This is a genomic window from Streptococcus parasanguinis (assembly GCF_016648925.1).
Taxonomy (GTDB): domain Bacteria; phylum Bacillota; class Bacilli; order Lactobacillales; family Streptococcaceae; genus Streptococcus.
On record NZ_JACLQX010000010.1, the window covers coordinates 1 to 14,245 of the forward strand.

The following is a 14,245-nucleotide window of genomic DNA, read 5'->3' on the forward strand; positions in this document are numbered from 1 at the left end:
CACATTGGTTCGTCTTGTTCAGTTTTCAAAGGTCTTTGTCGCTCTCGCGCGACAACTATATTAGTATATCATGACCTACCCTTACTGTCAACACTTTTTTTAAAAATTTTTTATTTTTTTGAAAGTTTTTTTGAAATAAACAAAGAAAAGCCTGTATTACAGGCTTTTCTATTAGTCTAGTTCTTTGTTAATGATGAGAAATTTTTCTTCTCCATAACCTCTTTTAATTAATCCTGCTTTAGCTATGTCCAGAAGATCTTTTGAAAAGGATTGTATCGCTTCTTTTTCCTTTTCACTTAGATTTTTCTTTGAATATTTCTTTCTAAGTTTTCGATAGTCCTGTTCTTCATTTTTAAAAAATGAACATTCTTCTAAATAGTTTTCCAGTTTTTCTAATTCTACAAACAAGCCCAACTCAAAGGCTATCGGGGCAAAGGTGGTTTCTAATGGTTGTGTACAAACGCTTCTAAATTCCACAGTCCCACGAGCAGTTAAATCTTGTAATTGGTAACTTCGATGTTGTTTTAGATCTTCTTTTACAGGGTTAATGATCTTCTCATTTCCATCAGCCGTATAGGCCGTAATTTCTTTTTGATCTAGATAGTTTTCCACTCGAATTGGTTTAAAATAATATGATTTGCCCTCTCTAATTGCCGTAAAAATAGCTGTTCTAGCGAGATTATTAAAAAACTCTTCTTCGCTTTGGTAGTCCTTAGGATACATCCCTACATTTTCCTTATAATAACCATGTAAGGATTCTTCCCAGAAAATATCTCTGGCAATTTTTGTATCCCAAACCTCTGCTGAAAATTCTGAGTTAGAAAACAAATATGCTTTTACTGCTTCAATTTTATTAAATGCATTAATGATGCGAAGATAGTTATCGCGCCTTACATCCAATTGAACCTGGTTTCCGCATATAAATGCTCCGTACGAAGGATAGGAGTGTGTTTTCATCCCTGTACCATTCATTGCAAGGAAAGCCATTAACATCTTGTATCGTTCGATTTTCACTGGGCTATTATCATTTTCTTTCCACAAAGGATGGATTCCGCGCCCTTGGATTTCGTGATTATTTTCTTGCAAAATCGGTTGAATGATCTTTAAATAGGCCTCAAAACGTTTGGCTACCTCATTTATAGAATGAGCTCTCTCAAATGCAAATTCAATTGTATTGTAACTCAACTCGAATAGAATACGATCTTTAGAAGAGCAGTGAATCAATTGAATGGGATTTTGATCGTCATCTATTTTTTCAACTTCAAAATCTGATAAGTTGGCTAAGGTTCGAAAAAGATTTTTCGTCACCTCTATATTTGTTTTGTTTCCATTTGTTTCTACAATCGGAAACTCTAATTCAACTCCGACAAAGAGTTCCGAATCCTCTTTCATATTACTAAGGTACTTCTCTTTTAGTAATTTAATTGCTTGTTGTTTTGTCATTGAATCCTTTTTCTTCTATTGGAGATATGGGTTCCATTATATCATTTTTTGCTATTCTCGACTACTCATGAAAAGCAAGACAAAACGCCTGCTTACGAAATTGTTTTAAATTAAAGCAATTTCGTAAACAAGCGTCTACCATTCATTCAATATGATGAGTGTTCCCGCTGGGGAAAACCCCCAGCGGTAGACCAGAGCTAGACTAAGAATAACAGTGTATTCCATCATCATAACACTCAACAAAATTGATGATATTATACCAATTCGATGATAGCCATTGGCGCAGCATCACCACGACGTGGTTCAGTTTTAAGGATACGAGTATATCCACCATTGCGCTCAGCATAACGAGGTGCTAATTCAGAGAACAATTTTTGAAGTGCAGTTGTTTCTGAGTATTTACCTGTTTCTTCATCAAAGTTTTGTGATGCAACTTCGTTACGTACGAATGCAGCAGCTTGACGACGTGCATGCAAATCACCACGTTTACCCAAAGTAATCATTTTTTCAACTGATTTACGGATTTCTTTCGCACGTGCTTCAGTTGTTACAATTGCTTCATTGATGATAAGATCTGTAGTCAAATCGCGAAGCATCGCTTTACGTTGTGAGCTAGTGCGTCCTAGTTTACGGTAAGCCATGTATTCCTCCTCTATTTATCGTTTTTTAACCCAAGGCCTAAGTCGGCAAGTTTGATTTTAACTTCTTCAAGACTCTTACGTCCCAAGTTACGAACTTTCATCATTTCTGCTTCTGATTTTTCAGTCAAATCGTAAACAGTATTAATGCCAGCACGTTTCAAACAGTTATATGAACGAACTGAAAGATCTAATTCTTCGATCGTACGTTCTAAAATGCGATCATCAGAAGTTGTATCTACTTCCTTCATAACATCTGTTGCAATAGCAATTTCAGTTAAGTTTGTGAATAGATTTAGGTGTTCTGTCAAAATACGAGCAGACAAACCTAAGGCATCTTCTGGAATGATTGTCCCATTTGTCAAAATTTCAAGGGTTAGCTTGTCAAAGCCATCGTTGCTACCAACGCGTGCTGGTTCAACTTGGTAATTGACTTTAGTCACTGGCGTATAGATTGAATCTACAGCAAGTGTTCCCACTGGTGCATCATCTTTTTTGTTTTGATCAGCTGGAACATAGCCACGTCCACTGTTTACAGTAAGCGTCGCTTTCAAAGATGCTCCCTCTCCGATTGTAAATAGATAATGATCAGGGTTTACAATTTCGATGTCACTATCAGTAAGAATATCTCCAGCAGTTACTTCTGCAGGTCCTTCTACATCAAGTTCAATAATCTTTTCGTCTTGGACGTAAGATTTAACGGCGATTCCTTTAACGTTAAGAATAATTTGCATAACGTCTTCACGGACTCCTGGAACGGTATCAAATTCGTGGAGTACACCTTCAATGTTGATTGAAGTGACAGCTGCACCTGGAAGTGAAGCCAGAAGTACACGACGAAGTGAGTTTCCAAGTGTTGTACCATAGCCACGTTCAAGTGGTTCTACGACAAACACGCCATAATCTTTGTTTTCATCAATTTTTGTTATATTTGGTTTTTCAAACTCAATCATTTGCTATACTCCCTCTTAAACGAAAAGCTGTGTAATTGTTGATGATTATACACGGCGACGTTTTGGAGGACGAGCACCATTGTGTGGTACAGGAGTTACATCGCGGATTGCAGTTACTTCAAGACCAGCAGCAGCAAGTGCACGAATAGCAGACTCACGACCTGAACCAGGACCTTTAACAGTTACTTCAACAGATTTAAGTCCGTGTTCTTGAGCAGCTTTTGCAGCAGCTTCTGATGCCATTTGAGCAGCAAATGGTGTAGATTTACGAGAACCTTTAAATCCAAGTGCACCTGCAGATGACCAAGCGATTGCGTTACCATGCACATCAGTAATCATAACAATTGTGTTGTTAAATGTAGCGTGAATATGAGCAATACCAGATTCGATATTCTTTTTCACACGACGTTTACGTGTTGGTTTAGCCAAGATTTTTACCTCCTTATTTTATTTTATTTTTTCTTACCTGCAATCGCAACAGCTTTACCTTTACGAGTGCGAGCATTGTTTTTAGTGTTTTGTCCACGAACTGGAAGTCCACGACGGTGACGGATACCACGGTATGAACCGATTTCCATCAAGCGTTTGATGTTCAAGTTTACTTCACGACGAAGGTCACCTTCAACTTTGATTGCGTCAACTTCACGACGGATAGCATCTTCTTGATCTGGTGTAAGATCGCGAACACGAATATCTTCAGAAACGCCTGCAGCAGCAAGGATTTTCTTAGATGTTGGAAGTCCGATACCGTACACATAAGTCAATGAAATTACTACACGTTTGTCATTTGGAATGTCAACTCCAGCAATACGAGCCATGTTTTCTCCTTTCTATCTTATCCTTGACGTTGTTTGTGTTTTGGATTTGCTGGGCAAATTACCATAACACGACCATTACGACGAATTACTTTACAGTATTCGCAAATTGGTTTGACCGATGGTCTTACTTTCATTTTTATCCCTCCAAGTTTTTCGATTATTTAAAGCGGTATGTGATACGTCCACGTGTCAAATCGTACGGACTCATCTCCACTGTAACACGATCTCCCGCTAAAATACGAATATAGTTTTTACGAATTTTACCAGAAACTGTTGCTAAAATCTGATGTCCATTTTCAAGTTCAACCGTAAACATAGCATTCGGCATTGTATCGACTACTTTGCCTTCTACTTCAATCACATCGTCTTTTGCCACGCAAAAGTACCTCCATAAATTTCGATTCATTCCTCTGAGCACAGAGGTAACAATTATAAGTCAGACTAACTAATTGTAACACTAGTTGTCCAATATTGCAAGCATGAAAAACGCTTTTATTTCAAATTTGACAAGACTTTTTCAATGTCTGAAAATACATCATTGATATCTTGGTTCCCTTGGATGTCATGTACGAGTCCTTTTGAACGATAAAATTCAATGATTGGTTCACCTTGGGCAATATTAACATCCAAACGACGTTTTACTGTCTCAGGTTTATCATCTTCACGTTGGTAGTAATCTTCCTCTTTGTAATCAACTGGTGGATTGAATACTTTATGGAAAGTTTCTCCAGTTTGACGATGAATGATACGTCCGCTCAAACGCTCTAAAAGACTGTCTGGATTTACTTCGATGTTGATAACACCTTCAAGCTCAATACCAAGTTCAGCCAATGTTTTATCTAAAGCATGAGCTTGCTCAATGGTACGTGGATATCCGTCTAACAAGAAACCTGTTTCTTTAATATCATCTTGAGCAAGGCGTTCTTTTACAATTCCATTGGTTACTTCATCTGGTACCAACTCACCTTTATCAATGTATGATTTTGCAAGCACACCCATTTCAGTTTGGTTAGCCATCGCTGCGCGGAACATATCTCCAGTGGAGATATGCGCTACGTGAAACTCTTCAACGATTTTAGCTGCTTGAGTTCCTTTACCTGCTCCAGGCAACCCCATAATTAAAAGATTCATGATGAATTCTCCTTATTTTGTTTTTAAATGGAAGCAGGAGCGAATTCCTATTTCCATTTAAAAACAAAATAGAAGGCTGACAAAGTCAACCTTATTCTATTCTGTTGTTGTGTCCATAAATCCGACATACTTACGTTTTAATAAGTAGCCTTCTAATTGTTTCATTCCCTCAATACCTGTTGAAATAATGATTAACAAACTAGTTCCTCCAAGAGCAACTGCATCTGTCAAACCAAATAAATCTCGAGCCAGGATTGGAATGATGGTAATAAAGCCAAGGAATACTGATCCGACGCTTGCTAAACGACGTAGCAAACGAGACATAAACTCTTCTGTCCCCTTACCAGGGCGGACGCCTGGGATATAGGCACCACTCTTTTGAAGGTTTTCTGCAGTTTTTTCAGGATTGATCTGAACAAACGTGTAGAAGAAGGTGAAGAGAATGATCAATAAGGCATACATTGCCACACCAGTTGGTGTGTTTGTAGCCAACATGGCTTGAGCTGTTTTCACCCATCCTGCATTGTAACCCATAGCGCTAATCACTTGGAAAATTGCAGCAGGCGCTGCTGTAATCGAACTAGCGAAGATGACAGGAATAACTCCTGCTGGGTTTACTTTCAAAGGTAGGTAAGAACTTGATGGAGCTCCTTGTGCAATCTTTGTATATTGGATTGGAATCTTGTATTGTGCTTGCTCCACAAAGGTTGTAAAGTAAACAATAACCAAGACAGCAAGGATTAATACCCCAACAAAAATGAGGGAATTGGTCATTTGACCAGAACGAACATTCACAAATGCATTTTCATAGATTTCTTTAATCATCTCAGGAATTGATGACACAATCCCTGCAAAGATAATCATTGAAACACCATTACCGTACCCTTTATCTGTGATTTGTTCTCCAAGCCAGGTCACAATCATGGAACCGGTCGTCAGAATCGCACCGATTAATAGATAGGTCTTGGTATTTGGAGTTGCGACTAATTTCGCCTGAGACAAAGTGTGGAAGGTGGCTGTAATCCCGATGGATTGAACAAAGGCTAGAACCAAAGAAATATAGCGTGTTGCTTGGTTGAGCTTTCTTCGACCAACTTCCCCTTGTTTGCCCCATTCAACAAACTTAGGCAACAGATCCATTTGCAAAAGTTGCACGACGATCGAAGCTGTAATGTATGGGCTAACCCCTAATGCGAAAACTGAGAAGTTCCTCATGGCATTCCCAGAAACCAAACTGAGCATGTTCAAGAAGGACACATCTTGAAGGTTGTTCAGAATTTTCGCATTTACACCAGGCACTGTAATCGTGGTCCCAATGCGGAAAACAAGAATGATGAAGATCGTAAATAAAATCTTCGACCGTACTTGTTTCACCTTAAATGCATCTTTTAATAATTTAAAAAACATAGGTCACCTCACTTAGATGACTTCAACTGAACCACCTTTAGCAGTGATAGCTTCTTCAGCTGATTTAGAGAATTTAGCTGCTTTAACAGTCAACTTCTTAGTCAATTCTCCGTTACCAAGAATTTTGATACCTGATTTTTCAGCTTTTACAATTCCTGATTCTACAAGTACTACTGGAGTTACTTCAGCACCATCTTCAAAGGCGTTCAATTGATCAAGGTTCACAATAGCATATTCTTTAGCGTTGATGTTTGTAAATCCACGTTTTGGAAGACGACGGAACAATGGAGTTTGTCCACCTTCAAAACCAAGACGTACACCGCCACCGCTACGAGCTTTTTGACCTTTTTGACCACGGCCAGAAGTTTTACCATTACCAGATGAAGTACCACGACCAACACGGTTGCGGACTTTACGTGAACCTGTAGCAGGTTGTAATTCATGAAGTTTCATTATTTATTTTCTCCTCTTTTGTAAATTGCTAACGCATGTAATCAGGAAAAGGTGTCCTAACTACAAACTCGCCTATACTTATATTTAGTTTTAGGGGATGAGAACTTCTCATACCCCTGAAAACTTTGTTTCTATTTTAAATAGATTATTTTACTTCTTCAACTGTTACCAAGTGAGATACAGCAGTGATCATACCACGTACTGCTGGGTTATCTTCTTTAATAACAGAGCTGTTCAATTTGCCAAGTCCAAGTGCTACAACAGTTTTACGTTGTGACGGGATGCGTCCGATTGGAGACTTAGTCAAAGTAATTTTAATTTGAGCCATTTGAATCTCCTTTCTTAAGCCAAGTCAGAAACTGAAATACCACGAAGGGCAGCAACTTCATCAGCGCGTTTCAATTGTGCCAAACCGTTAACAGTTGCACGAACGATGTTGATTGGAGTGTTTGATCCAAGTGATTTAGATGTAACATCTGCAATACCTGCCAATTCGACAACGGCACGAACTGCTCCACCTGCAGCAACCCCAGCCCCTTCGATAGCTGGTTTCAACAATACACGAGCTCCACCAAATACTGATGTTACTTCGTGTGGAATTGTTGTTCCAACCATAGGAACTTCGATCAAGTTTTTCTTAGCATCTTCAACAGCCTTACGGATTGCTTCTGGAACTTCTTGAGCTTTACCAGTACCAAATCCAACACGGCCATTACGGTCACCAACAACTACAAGAGCTGCAAAACGAAGACGACGTCCACCTTTAACAACTTTTGTTACACGGTTGATGGCAACTACGCGTTCTTCAAGTTCAACTGCATTATCTTTAAATGCCATTTTCTAGTGTCCTCCTATTAGAATTTCAATCCGTTTTCACGAGCTGCATCAGCCAAAGCTTTAACACGTCCGTGATATAGATATCCACCGCGGTCGAACACCACTTCAGAAATACCTTTAGCAACTGCACGTTCAGCAACAAGTTTGCCGACAACAACGGCTTGTTCAGTTTTAGTTCCTTTTGAAACTTCTTTGTCAAGAGTTGAAGCGCTTGCGAGCGTTACACCCGCTACGTCATCAATTACTTGAGCGTAGATGCCTGTATTAGAACGGAATACGTTCAAACGTGGGCGATCAGCAGTTCCAGAGAGTTTTCCGCGAACGCGACGGTGGCGTTTTTGACGGATTTTGTTTTTATCTGGTTTCGAAATCACAATTTTCACCTCTTAATTTTAAAATCATGTGCTAAGCACTGAGTTGGTAAGATGAAGTTTGGTTGAAAAACAACCAAACTACATTATTTACCTGTTTTACCTTCTTTGCGGCGAACGTATTCACCAACATAACGGATCCCTTTACCTTTGTATGGTTCAGGTGAACGAAGGCTACGTACATAAGCAGCTGTTTGACCAACTACTTCTTTTGAAATTCCGCTAACAACGATTGTTGTTGGGTTTGGAAGTTCAAAAGTAATTCCTTCTGGAGCTTCAACTTCGTCTGGGTGTGATTTACCAACAGCCAAAACAAGTTTTGATCCTTGAAGTTGTGCACGGTATCCAACCCCGCGCATTTCAAGTTCTTTCTTGAATCCTTCTGATACACCAGTAACCATGTTGTTCAAAAGGGCACGAGTTGTTCCGTGGATTGTTTTCATTTCTTTTGAATCGTTTGGACGGTGAAGTGTTACTTCAGTACCTTCCACACGGATTTCAATATCTTTTGAGAACGTACGAGTAAGTTCTCCTTTAGGTCCTTTTACAGTTACAACGTTGTCATTGTTAGTGATTTCAACACCAGCAGGCAACACGATAACTTTATTACCAATACGTGACATGTTTTTTATTCTCCTGTTAAATTGTCAGGCCTTTGCGGGCCAGTTTTCACGGGGTTTAAATCTTTTTGATTTAAAAGTTAATGTTTAGGTCTCATTTTCTAAGTGAATCGAGGCATTGTCTCACAGACATAACTTTGGGTTAGACAAGAGACAACAACGAAGAGTCACAACGAAATTGGAAGCTAAATATTACCAAACGTAAGCGATAACTTCCCCACCAACGTTCTTTTGGCGTGCTTCTTTATCAGTAAGCAAACCTTCAGAAGTTGAAAGGATAGCAATTCCAAGTCCGTTAAGAACTTTTGGAAGATCTTCACGTTTTTTGTAAACACGCAAACCTGGTTTAGATACACGTTTCAAGTTTGTGATAACTTTTTCACCGTTTTGTCCATATTTCAAGAATACACGGATGATACCTTGTTTGTCATCTTCGATGAATTCAACGTTTTTTACAAAACCTTCGCGTTTAAGGATTTCAGCAATCCCTTTTTTGATGTTTGATGCAGGTACTTCAAGTACTTCGTGTTTTGCTTGGTTAGCGTTACGAATACGTGTAAGGAAGTCTGCGATTGGGTCAGTCATAACCATTATAATTTCTCCTCTTACTAGTAGTTTGCAAGTTGCACTTGCTAGTTAATACATGATACAGAGAGCGTAACAGCGAGAGCAAAAATAGGCAATTTGATGCAGGAGCGATGCTCCAAAGAAAATTGGTCTTTTTTGCCAAAGCTGTAGCTCGTGTTCAAATTGGCAAGCCCAACTGAACCCGGGCTAAACTCTGTGTGAAAAAGATAAACTTTCCTAGAAACTAAAGTTTCTTCGTCAAGTTTCCTATTTTCACTTGGAGTTTTAACGCCCTTGATATCTTAAATTACCAAGATGCTTTTGTGACACCTGGGATTTGACCTTTGTATGCCAATTCACGGAAGCAAACACGGCAAAGTTTAAACTTGCGGTAAACTGAGTGTGGACGTCCACAACGTTCACAGCGAGTGTATGCTTGAGTAGAGAACTTCGCTGGGCGTTTGTTCTTAGCAATCATAGATTTTTTAGCCATTAGTTTTACCTCCTATATTATTTTGCAAACGGCATACCGAGGCCAGTAAGCAATGCACGTGATTCTTCGTCTGTGTTCGCTGTAGTTACGATTACGATATCCAAACCACGAGTTTTATCAACATCATCAAAGTTGATTTCTGGGAAGATCAATTGTTCTTTCACACCAAGTGTGTAGTTTCCGCGTCCATCAAATGATTTTGTTGGAACACCATGGAAGTCACGTACACGTGGAAGTGAAACTGTTACCAATTTATCCAAGAATTCGTACATACGTTCACCACGAAGGGTAACTTTTGCACCGATCGCAACACCTTCACGAAGACGGAAGCCGGCGATTGATTTTTTAGCCTTAGTGATCAATGGTTTTTGACCTGAGATCAAAGCAAGCTCTTCAGCAGCTTTTTCAAGGTTCTTAGCATTTGATACTGCATCACCGACACCCATGTTCAAAACGATTTTATCAACTTTTGGCACAGCCATAACTGATGAATAGTTGAACTGTTCAGTCAATGATGGTACTACTTCATTAAGGTATTTTTCTTTTAAACGATTAGCCATTATACTTCTCCTTTCCTTCGTGATTAGTCAAGCACTTCGCCTGATTTTTTGTTGTAGCGAACTTTTTTGCCGTCTACAAATTTGTAGCCAACACGTCCAGCAACACCGTTTTTGTCCAAAACTTGAACGTTAGAAGCATGGATTGGAGCTTCTTTTTCAACGATCGCACCTTGAGGGTTTTCGTTATTTGGACGTTGGTGTTTCTTAATGATGTTTACACCTTCTACAACAACTTTATTTACTTTTGGAAGAGCAGTAAGAACAACAGCTTCTACGCCTTTGTCTTTACCAGCAATAACGCGAACTTTGTCGCCTTTTTTTACAAACATTTTATTCTCCTTTTATTCTTACGCCCGATGGGCACCCTGGCTGAGCCAGGGGACTGTGTTTGTTTTTGATTGATTAAAGTACTTCTGGAGCAAGTGATACGATCTTCATGAATCCACCGTCACGCAATTCACGTGCAACTGGACCAAAGATACGAGTTCCGCGAGGAGTTTTGTCGTCACGGATGATCACTGCTGCATTTTCGTCGAACTTGATGTATGAACCATCTTTACGACGAGCACCTGATTTAGTACGAACGATAACAGCTTTTACAACGTCACCTTTCTTAACCGCACCACCAGGAGTAGCTTGTTTTACAGATGCAACGATTACATCACCGATGCTCGCGAATTTACGTTTTGAACCACCAAGAACTTTGATTGTCAAGATTTCGCGTGCGCCACTGTTGTCAGCGACTTTCAAACGAGTTTCTGTTTGAATCATTTACGTTTTCTCCTTTCAGGTATGATTAGATGATGACCGCTTCTTCAACGACTTCTACAAGACGGAAGCGTTTTGTAGCTGAAAGCGGACGAGTTTCCATGATACGAACGATATCGCCTTCTTTAGCAACATTGTTTTCATCATGAGCTTTGTATTTTTTAGAATAGTTGATACGTTTACCATAGACTGGGTGGTTACGTTTAGTTTCAACTACAACTGTGATTGTTTTGTCCATTTTGTCAGACACAACGCGTCCAACAAGAACTTTACGATTATTGCGTTCCATTGAAATTCTCCTTCCCTAGTCTATTATTTAGCTTCTGATTGAACAGTTTTGATACGAGCGATTTGTTTTTTCACTTCTTTCAAACGTCCAGTTTGTTCCAATTGACCAGCAGCTGCTTGGAAACGAAGTTCAAACAATTCTTTCTTCAATTCATTTTCACGCTTCGCGAGTTCTTCTTGAGAAAGACCACGAAGTTCTTTAACAAATTCTTTTACTTCTGTAAGTTTCATGACCTCTCCTTATTCTGCTTCACGTTTCACAAATTTAGTTTTAACTGGCAATTTGTGGCTAGCAAGACGAAGTGCTTCGCGTGCGATCTCTTCAGATACACCAGCGATTTCGAACATCACTTTACCACGTTTAACTGGTGCTACCCAACCTTCAGGAGCCCCTTTACCAGATCCCATACGTACCCCGATAGCTTTAGCGGTGTATGATTTGTGTGGGAAAATCTTAATCCAAACTTTACCACCACGTTTCATGTAACGAGTCATGGCGATACGAGCAGCTTCGATTTGACGGTTTGTGATCCAGTGGCTAGTTGTAGCTTGAAGACCGTATTCACCGAATGCTACTTCTTTTCCACCTTTTGCTTCACCGCGCATTTTACCACGGAATTCGCGACGGTGTTTTACACGTTTAGGTACTAACATTGGTTATTTACCTCCTTTAGCGTCTTTACGAGCCGGAAGAACTTCACCACGGTAGATCCATACTTTAACACCAAGTTTACCGTAAGTAGTGTCTGCTTCTTCCCAAGCGTAATCGATATCAGCGCGAAGTGTGTGGAGTGGAACAGTTCCTTCAGAGTATCCTTCTGCACGGGCAATATCTGCACCGTTCAAACGACCTGATACTTGAGTTTTGATTCCTTTAGCTCCAGCACGCATAGCACGTTGGATTGCTTGTTTTTGTGCACGACGGAAAGCAACACGTTGTTCCAATTGACGAGCGATTCCTTCACCAACAAGGTGAGCATCCAAGTCAGGACGTTTGATCTCAATGATGTTGATGTGTACTTGTTTACCAGTCAATTTGTTAAGAGCTGCACGAAGTGCATCAACGTTTGCTCCACCTTTACCGATAACCATACCTGGTTTAGCAGTGTGAAGAGAAACGTTAACTTTGTTTACTGCGCGTTCGATTTCAATAGTTGAAACGGCTGCGTCAGCCAATTCTTTTTGAATGAATTTACGGATTGCAAGATCTTCATGAAGGTAATCCGCGTATTCTTTTTCAGCATACCATTTGGCATCCCAATCACGGATGATACCAACACGCATACCAATTGGATGTACTTTTTGACCCACGAGTTTACCTCCTTATTTTTCTGCAACAGCTACTGTGATGTGAGCTGTACGTTTGTTGATTGGTGAAGCTGAACCTTTCGCACGTGGACGGAAACGTTTCATTGTTGGTCCTTCGTTTGCGAATGCTTCAGATACTACCAAGTTAGCTTTTTCCAAACCAAAGTTGTTTTCAGCGTTTGCTACTGCTGAGTTCAACACTTTAAGGATGATCCCTGCAGCTTTGTTTGGTGTGAATGTCAAAATAGCGATGGCATCGGCTACGCTTTTACCACGGATGTTGTCAAGAACAAGACGTGATTTACGAGGTGAAACACGCACTGTACGAGCCATTGCTTTAGCTGAAGTAATTTCTGCCATTTATGTTCTCCTTATTTTCTACGTGTCTTCTTGTCGTCTGCCGCGTGACCTTTGTAAGTACGAGTTGGTGCGAATTCACCAAGCTTGTGACCTACCATGTCTTCTTGGATGTAAACAGGTACATGTTTACGTCCATCATAAACTGCGATAGTGTATCCGATGAAACTTGGGAAGATCGTTGAACGACGTGACCAAGTTTTAATTACTTTTTTCTTTTCGTCGTTTGCTTGAGCTTCAACTTTTTTCATCAAATGCTCATCGACGAAAGGTCCTTTTTTAAGACTACGTCCCATTTTGTAATTTTCTCCTTTAAAATTTAGTACCACAGCGGCTTGCGCTGCTATGCAGCGCTACCGAGCTGGCGGAAAGTGTAAGCTAGTTGCTTATGATTATTTTTGGTTGCGACGACGAACGATAAGTTTGTCAGATTTCGCTTTCTTGTTACGAGTTTTAAGACCAAGCGCAGGTTTACCCCAAGGAGTAGATGGCGCTTTACGTCCAACTGGTGCTTTACCTTCACCACCACCGTGTGGGTGATCATTCGGGTTCATTACAGAACCACGAACTGTAGGGCGAACACCTTTCCAGCGGTTACGTCCCGCTTTACCAAGGTTAACAAGTCCATGTTGTTCGTTTCCGACAACACCAACTGTAGCACGGCAAGTTCCAAGAATCATACGAACTTCGCCTGATTGAAGACGAACAAGTACATATTTACCTTCAGAACCCAATACTTGAGCAGAAGCTCCAGCAGCACGTACCAATTCTCCACCTTTACCAGGTTTCAATTCGATGTTGTGGATCAAAGTACCAACTGGGATGTTAGCAAGTGGAAGAGCATTTCCGACTTTGATATCTGCTTCTGGTCCTGATACGATGCGTTGACCTACTTCAAGACCTTTAGGGGCAATGATGTAAGCTTTCACACCGTCAGTGTAGTGTACAAGCGCGATGTTAGCTGAGCGGTTTGGATCGTATTCGATCGTTTTAACGACTGCTTCAACTCCATCTTTGTTACGTTTGAAATCGATCAAACGGTAATGACGTTTGTGTCCACCACCTTGGTGACGAACAGTGATACGACCGTTGTTGTTACGACCTGCTTTGTTTTTAAGAGAAACAAGCAAAGTTTTCTCAGGTGTGTTTGTTGTGATTTCAGCAAAATCCAAAGAAGTCATATTACGGCGACCGTTTGTTGTTGGTTTATAAACACGAATTCCCACGATATTT

Annotated in this window: 26 protein-coding genes; all 26 read right to left on the reverse strand. The window is 40.1% G+C overall.

The window, feature by feature from the left end; genetic code table 11:
* Positions 1-171: 171 nt before the first annotated feature.
* On the reverse strand, positions 172-1,443 hold the full coding sequence (locus H7T97_RS04870; RefSeq protein WP_201089585.1) for a gamma-glutamylcysteine synthetase: 1,272 nt from the start codon (positions 1,441-1,443) through the stop codon (positions 172-174).
* 254 nt (positions 1,444-1,697) lie between these two features.
* Entirely contained in the window at positions 1,698-2,084 is a 387-nt protein-coding gene (rplQ, locus tag H7T97_RS04875; protein WP_003002399.1) for a 50S ribosomal protein L17, read from the reverse strand.
* 11 nt (positions 2,085-2,095) lie between these two features.
* Positions 2,096-3,034 carry a DNA-directed RNA polymerase subunit alpha gene (locus tag H7T97_RS04880; protein ID WP_003009635.1) on the reverse strand — a complete coding sequence of 313 codons (939 nt, stop codon included), beginning with the start codon at positions 3,032-3,034 and terminating at the stop codon, positions 2,096-2,098.
* A gap of 45 nt (positions 3,035-3,079) precedes the next feature.
* Positions 3,080-3,463: a 30S ribosomal protein S11 gene (gene rpsK / locus H7T97_RS04885; RefSeq protein WP_003002390.1), complete on the reverse strand. Its 384-nt coding sequence runs from the start codon at positions 3,461-3,463 to the stop codon at positions 3,080-3,082.
* 23 nt (positions 3,464-3,486) lie between these two features.
* Positions 3,487-3,852, reverse strand: coding sequence for a 30S ribosomal protein S13 (gene rpsM, locus H7T97_RS04890; RefSeq protein WP_003009631.1), 366 nt, complete (start codon positions 3,850-3,852; stop codon positions 3,487-3,489).
* Between the two features lie 17 nt (positions 3,853-3,869).
* Positions 3,870-3,986, reverse strand: coding sequence for a 50S ribosomal protein L36 (gene rpmJ, locus H7T97_RS04895; RefSeq protein ID WP_001808836.1), 117 nt, complete (start codon positions 3,984-3,986; stop codon positions 3,870-3,872).
* Positions 3,987-4,009: 23 nt separating this feature from the next.
* Entirely contained in the window at positions 4,010-4,228 is a 219-nt protein-coding gene (gene infA, locus H7T97_RS04900; RefSeq protein WP_001029883.1) for a translation initiation factor IF-1, read from the reverse strand.
* Between the two features lie 116 nt (positions 4,229-4,344).
* The gene (locus H7T97_RS04905) at positions 4,345-4,983 is read right to left on the reverse strand and encodes an adenylate kinase (protein WP_021154254.1); all 639 of its coding nucleotides are present in this window, start codon (positions 4,981-4,983) and stop codon (positions 4,345-4,347) included.
* A 96-nt stretch (positions 4,984-5,079) separates the two neighbouring features.
* A complete protein-coding gene (gene secY, locus H7T97_RS04910) occupies positions 5,080-6,390 on the reverse strand; it encodes a preprotein translocase subunit SecY (RefSeq protein ID WP_023920186.1) in 1,311 nt (436 codons plus the stop codon).
* A gap of 12 nt (positions 6,391-6,402) precedes the next feature.
* Positions 6,403-6,843 (reverse strand): 50S ribosomal protein L15, encoded by a 441-nt coding sequence (rplO, locus tag H7T97_RS04915; protein ID WP_003002405.1) that lies wholly within the window; start codon positions 6,841-6,843, stop codon positions 6,403-6,405.
* Between the two features lie 145 nt (positions 6,844-6,988).
* Complete coding sequence (gene rpmD / locus H7T97_RS04920) at positions 6,989-7,171, reverse strand: 50S ribosomal protein L30 (protein ID WP_002894509.1); 183 nt, start codon at positions 7,169-7,171, stop codon at positions 6,989-6,991.
* Between the two features lie 14 nt (positions 7,172-7,185).
* Positions 7,186-7,680 carry a 30S ribosomal protein S5 gene (rpsE, locus tag H7T97_RS04925; RefSeq protein ID WP_003009617.1) on the reverse strand — a complete coding sequence of 165 codons (495 nt, stop codon included), beginning with the start codon at positions 7,678-7,680 and terminating at the stop codon, positions 7,186-7,188.
* 17 nt (positions 7,681-7,697) lie between these two features.
* A complete protein-coding gene (rplR, locus tag H7T97_RS04930) occupies positions 7,698-8,054 on the reverse strand; it encodes a 50S ribosomal protein L18 (protein ID WP_003010871.1) in 357 nt (118 codons plus the stop codon).
* Between the two features lie 83 nt (positions 8,055-8,137).
* Positions 8,138-8,674: a 50S ribosomal protein L6 gene (gene rplF / locus H7T97_RS04935; RefSeq protein ID WP_003010839.1), complete on the reverse strand. Its 537-nt coding sequence runs from the start codon at positions 8,672-8,674 to the stop codon at positions 8,138-8,140.
* Between the two features lie 189 nt (positions 8,675-8,863).
* Complete coding sequence (gene rpsH / locus H7T97_RS04940; RefSeq protein WP_003010897.1) at positions 8,864-9,262, reverse strand: 30S ribosomal protein S8; 399 nt, start codon at positions 9,260-9,262, stop codon at positions 8,864-8,866.
* A gap of 283 nt (positions 9,263-9,545) precedes the next feature.
* Positions 9,546-9,731, reverse strand: a complete 186-nt coding sequence (locus tag H7T97_RS04945) for a type Z 30S ribosomal protein S14 (RefSeq protein ID WP_001085699.1) — start codon at positions 9,729-9,731, stop codon at positions 9,546-9,548.
* Positions 9,732-9,748: 17 nt separating this feature from the next.
* Positions 9,749-10,291 (reverse strand): 50S ribosomal protein L5, encoded by a 543-nt coding sequence (gene rplE, locus H7T97_RS04950; RefSeq protein ID WP_003009606.1) that lies wholly within the window; start codon positions 10,289-10,291, stop codon positions 9,749-9,751.
* Between the two features lie 23 nt (positions 10,292-10,314).
* Positions 10,315-10,620, reverse strand: coding sequence for a 50S ribosomal protein L24 (rplX, locus tag H7T97_RS04955; protein ID WP_003002315.1), 306 nt, complete (start codon positions 10,618-10,620; stop codon positions 10,315-10,317).
* A gap of 73 nt (positions 10,621-10,693) precedes the next feature.
* Positions 10,694-11,062, reverse strand: coding sequence for a 50S ribosomal protein L14 (gene rplN / locus H7T97_RS04960; RefSeq protein ID WP_003002384.1), 369 nt, complete (start codon positions 11,060-11,062; stop codon positions 10,694-10,696).
* A 25-nt stretch (positions 11,063-11,087) separates the two neighbouring features.
* Positions 11,088-11,348, reverse strand: a complete 261-nt coding sequence (rpsQ, locus tag H7T97_RS04965) for a 30S ribosomal protein S17 (RefSeq protein WP_000440801.1) — start codon at positions 11,346-11,348, stop codon at positions 11,088-11,090.
* 23 nt (positions 11,349-11,371) lie between these two features.
* Positions 11,372-11,578: a 50S ribosomal protein L29 gene (rpmC, locus tag H7T97_RS04970; RefSeq protein ID WP_003002350.1), complete on the reverse strand. Its 207-nt coding sequence runs from the start codon at positions 11,576-11,578 to the stop codon at positions 11,372-11,374.
* 9 nt (positions 11,579-11,587) lie between these two features.
* Entirely contained in the window at positions 11,588-12,001 is a 414-nt protein-coding gene (gene rplP, locus H7T97_RS04975) for a 50S ribosomal protein L16 (RefSeq protein WP_000960947.1), read from the reverse strand.
* Positions 12,002-12,004: 3 nt separating this feature from the next.
* On the reverse strand, positions 12,005-12,658 hold the full coding sequence (rpsC, locus tag H7T97_RS04980; protein WP_003002336.1) for a 30S ribosomal protein S3: 654 nt from the start codon (positions 12,656-12,658) through the stop codon (positions 12,005-12,007).
* Between the two features lie 12 nt (positions 12,659-12,670).
* Positions 12,671-13,015 (reverse strand): 50S ribosomal protein L22, encoded by a 345-nt coding sequence (gene rplV, locus H7T97_RS04985; protein ID WP_000818139.1) that lies wholly within the window; start codon positions 13,013-13,015, stop codon positions 12,671-12,673.
* An 11-nt stretch (positions 13,016-13,026) separates the two neighbouring features.
* On the reverse strand, positions 13,027-13,308 hold the full coding sequence (rpsS, locus tag H7T97_RS04990; protein WP_000533766.1) for a 30S ribosomal protein S19: 282 nt from the start codon (positions 13,306-13,308) through the stop codon (positions 13,027-13,029).
* A gap of 96 nt (positions 13,309-13,404) precedes the next feature.
* Positions 13,405-14,238, reverse strand: a complete 834-nt coding sequence (gene rplB, locus H7T97_RS04995; protein ID WP_000512900.1) for a 50S ribosomal protein L2 — start codon at positions 14,236-14,238, stop codon at positions 13,405-13,407.
* Positions 14,239-14,245 lie beyond the last annotated feature (7 nt).

Coding starts and splice junctions, on each gene's coding strand:
- rpsS (WP_000533766.1), bottom strand. CDS start 13,308: ATGGGACGTAGTCTTAAAAAAGGACCTTTCGTCGATGAGCATTTGATG.
- rplF (WP_003010839.1), bottom strand. CDS start 8,674: ATGTCACGTATTGGTAATAAAGTTATCGTGTTGCCTGCTGGTGTTGAA.
- rpmD (WP_002894509.1), bottom strand. CDS start 7,171: ATGGCTCAAATTAAAATTACTTTGACTAAGTCTCCAATCGGACGCATC.
- rpsH (WP_003010897.1), bottom strand. CDS start 9,262: ATGGTTATGACTGACCCAATCGCAGACTTCCTTACACGTATTCGTAAC.
- H7T97_RS04880 (WP_003009635.1), bottom strand. CDS start 3,034: ATGATTGAGTTTGAAAAACCAAATATAACAAAAATTGATGAAAACAAA.
- H7T97_RS04870 (WP_201089585.1), bottom strand. CDS start 1,443: ATGACAAAACAACAAGCAATTAAATTACTAAAAGAGAAGTACCTTAGT.
- rpmC (WP_003002350.1), bottom strand. CDS start 11,578: ATGAAACTTACAGAAGTAAAAGAATTTGTTAAAGAACTTCGTGGTCTT.
- secY (WP_023920186.1), bottom strand. CDS start 6,390: ATGTTTTTTAAATTATTAAAAGATGCATTTAAGGTGAAACAAGTACGG.
- rpsQ (WP_000440801.1), bottom strand. CDS start 11,348: ATGGAACGCAATAATCGTAAAGTTCTTGTTGGACGCGTTGTGTCTGAC.
- rplV (WP_000818139.1), bottom strand. CDS start 13,015: ATGGCAGAAATTACTTCAGCTAAAGCAATGGCTCGTACAGTGCGTGTT.
- H7T97_RS04905 (WP_021154254.1), bottom strand. CDS start 4,983: ATGAATCTTTTAATTATGGGGTTGCCTGGAGCAGGTAAAGGAACTCAA.
- rplQ (WP_003002399.1), bottom strand. CDS start 2,084: ATGGCTTACCGTAAACTAGGACGCACTAGCTCACAACGTAAAGCGATG.
- rpmJ (WP_001808836.1), bottom strand. CDS start 3,986: ATGAAAGTAAGACCATCGGTCAAACCAATTTGCGAATACTGTAAAGTA.
- rpsM (WP_003009631.1), bottom strand. CDS start 3,852: ATGGCTCGTATTGCTGGAGTTGACATTCCAAATGACAAACGTGTAGTA.
- rplN (WP_003002384.1), bottom strand. CDS start 11,062: ATGATTCAAACAGAAACTCGTTTGAAAGTCGCTGACAACAGTGGCGCA.
- rplP (WP_000960947.1), bottom strand. CDS start 12,001: ATGTTAGTACCTAAACGTGTAAAACACCGTCGCGAATTCCGTGGTAAA.
- rplE (WP_003009606.1), bottom strand. CDS start 10,291: ATGGCTAATCGTTTAAAAGAAAAATACCTTAATGAAGTAGTACCATCA.
- H7T97_RS04945 (WP_001085699.1), bottom strand. CDS start 9,731: ATGGCTAAAAAATCTATGATTGCTAAGAACAAACGCCCAGCGAAGTTC.
- rplX (WP_003002315.1), bottom strand. CDS start 10,620: ATGTTTGTAAAAAAAGGCGACAAAGTTCGCGTTATTGCTGGTAAAGAC.
- rpsE (WP_003009617.1), bottom strand. CDS start 7,680: ATGGCATTTAAAGATAATGCAGTTGAACTTGAAGAACGCGTAGTTGCC.
- rplO (WP_003002405.1), bottom strand. CDS start 6,843: ATGAAACTTCATGAATTACAACCTGCTACAGGTTCACGTAAAGTCCGC.